The following is a 2,729-nucleotide window of genomic DNA, read 5'->3' on the forward strand; positions in this document are numbered from 1 at the left end:
CCGCTCACGGTTGATTACGAAGAAAAGATGTACGCAGCCGGCAAGATCCCCGGCGGTTTCATCAAGCGCGAAGGTCGGCCGACCGAGAATGCCATTCTCGCCGCCCGCCTGACCGACCGCCCGATTCGCCCGCTCTTCCCGAAGGGATATCGGGCGGAAGTCCAGATCATCAACACGGTGCTCTCGGCCGATCAGGTCAACGATCCGGCCATCCTCTCGATCATCGGCGCTTCGGCGGCACTGACGATTTCGCAGATTCCGTTCGAAGGTCCGGTCGGCGCGGTTCGCATCGGCTACGTCGATGGCGAGCTTGTCGTCAATCCGAGCTTCGACGATCTCGAGCGCTCCGACATCCAGATGGTCGTCGCCGGCACCGATGACGCGATCATGATGGTCGAAGGCGAAGCCAACGAGCTTCCCGAAGAGACCCTTCTTGCCGGCATCGTGCTCGCGCACGAAGAGATCCGCAAGATCTGCCAGCTGCAGCGCGATCTGCAGGCCCAAATCGGCAAGGAAAAGTGGGTCTTCACGCCGCCGGCCAAGAACACCGCCCTGGTCGACGCCGTCAGCGCCGCGATCGGTGATCGCCTGCGCGATGCCGTCTACAACCGCGACAAGGTCGTTCGCCTCGAAGGCACCGGCGATCTCAAGAGCGAAGTGGTGGCCGAGCTGGCCGCCGCCGACCTCGGTTTCAGCGAGAAAGAGATCGGCGACGCGTTCGAATCGCTGCTCAAGGCTGAGGTGCGCGGAGGCATCCTTTCCGCCGGCGTCCGCCCGGATGGCCGCAGCACCACCGAGATTCGCCCGATCTGGAGCCGCGTCGGTTATCTTCCACGCGTGCACGGTTCGGCAGTCTTCACCCGGGGTCAGACCCAGGTGCTGACGACCGTCACCCTCGGATCGACCGCTGAAGAGCAGAAGCTCGATTCGATCAGTCCTGAGGAATCCAAGCGCTACATTCACCACTACAACTTCCCGCCGTTCAGCGTCGGCGAAGTTCGCCGCCTCCGTGGCGCCGGACGCCGCGAGATCGGCCACGGCGCGCTCGCCGAGCGGGCACTTCTGGCGGTTCTTCCGAGCGAGGAAGAGTTCCCGTACACGATGCGCCTCGTTTCCGAAGTCGTGTCGTCGAACGGTTCGACGTCGATGGCGTCGGTCTGCGGCAGCACGATGGCGCTCATGGACGCCGGTGTGCCGATCAAGAAGCCGGTCGCCGGTGTGGCGATGGGCCTCGTGACCGATGAGACCGGACGCTACACGGTCCTCACCGACATCCAGGGCATGGAAGATGCGCTGGGTGACATGGACTTCAAGGTCGCCGGTACGCGCGAAGGCGTGACCGCGATCCAGATGGACATCAAGGTCAAGGGCATCACGCCGGAGATCATGCGCCAGGCACTCGAGCAGGCCCTGGCCGGTCGGCTCCATATCCTCGGCAAGATGGAAGAGACGATCACCGGACCGCGCGAGAAGATGAGCTCGTTCGCGCCGCGCGTGACCCGCATCAAGATCAACCCCGAGAAGATCGGCCTCATCATTGGCCCGGGCGGCAAGAACATCCGCTCGCTGCAGGAAGAGACCGGAACCAAGATCAACATTGAGGACGACGGCACTGTGCTCGTCTCTTCGATCGACGCGTCGGGCGCCGAGACCGCCGTGCAGCGTATCCTCGGACAGACCCAGGACCTGCCGGAAGTCAATATCGAGCGCGGTGAAATCTACACCGGCAAGGTGGTTTCGATTCAGCCGTACGGTGCGTTCGTCGAACTCTTCCCCGGCCGCGACGGTTTGGTCCACATCTCCGAGCTTTCGGAGGACCCGGCGATCCGCGTCAATCGGGTTGAGGATGTCATCAACCTCGGCGACGAAATCACCGTCATGGTTATCGATGTTGCGCCGAACGGGAAGGTGAGCCTGAGCCGCCGGGCCGCGTTGACCGGCGAACTGCCGGCTGAGCGTCCGGCCCGCGAGGATCGTGGCCCGCGCGGTCCGCGCCCGGACGGCGGTCGCCCGCCGCGTCGCGATGGCGATTTCCGCGGCCCGCGAGGACCGCGCAACTAAAGTCGCGCGCGTACGAACGCCCGCGTCCCGATTCAGTTCGGGATGCGGGCGTTCTCTTTTATTCTGAACGTCGGTCGCGGTTAGGGACCGACCGATTCCTCGGTCGAGTCGGCGGCGATTTGCGTCGCCCAACGGTCGAAGGTGTCTTCCAGCACGGTTTCGCTCAGGATCGTGAACACGATACAGCAGACAATGACCGCCCCGACGATGCCGAGCGGAATCCACAGCCAGAGCCGTCGTTTCGGCGGAGGCGGCGGGCCGAGATCGGACATTTTGAAGTCTTCGTCAACGGCTTCGAGCCCACCTGGCCGGTCGTTCGAGGTTCCTCCGAAGCTCGACTTGATCGGCGGAGGCATCCAGGACGGCGGAGCCGCAACCGAGGAGGTGTCCGCGGGTTCGTCATCGTCGGTGGATGCTGGTCGACCATGTTCGAGCGACACGCCGGTGCCCGGCTGAACCGGAGGCGGCATCCAGGCCGGCGGGAGTCCGCTCATATCTTTGGCGGGTGCTGCCGGCGCAGCCTCTTCGGGAGGAGCCGGCGGCGGTGCGGTCGGCTCCTCCGGAGCCTGCAGGCGACTGCCGCAATTTGGACAGAACTTGTTGGTTTCCAGAACAGCGGCGCCACACTCGGGACAGAACTTCACCTGGTCAAAATCCTCTCAACTTGA

The 2,729-nt window shown here is 64.2% G+C and carries 2 protein-coding genes; one reads left to right on the top strand and one right to left on the bottom strand.

All coding sequences use genetic code 11. From position 1 onward, the window contains the following. Nucleotides 1–2,061, top strand: a 2,061-nt coding sequence (locus tag KDJ86_RS08125) for a polyribonucleotide nucleotidyltransferase (RefSeq protein ID WP_291744618.1), incomplete at its 5' end; no start/stop codon positions are given. Nucleotides 2,062–2,141: 80 nt separating this feature from the next. Here the strand turns inward: KDJ86_RS08125 and KDJ86_RS08130 are convergent. Beyond that, the gene (locus KDJ86_RS08130; protein WP_291744619.1) at nt 2,142–2,705 is read right to left on the bottom strand and encodes a zinc-ribbon domain-containing protein; all 564 of its coding nucleotides are present in this window, start codon (nt 2,703–2,705) and stop codon (nt 2,142–2,144) included. Between the last annotated feature and the right edge of the window lie 24 nt (nt 2,706–2,729).

It is taken from the genome of Bauldia sp. (assembly GCF_020442045.1).
In the GTDB taxonomy this organism is placed as follows: Bacteria; Pseudomonadota; Alphaproteobacteria; order Rhizobiales; family Kaistiaceae; genus Bauldia.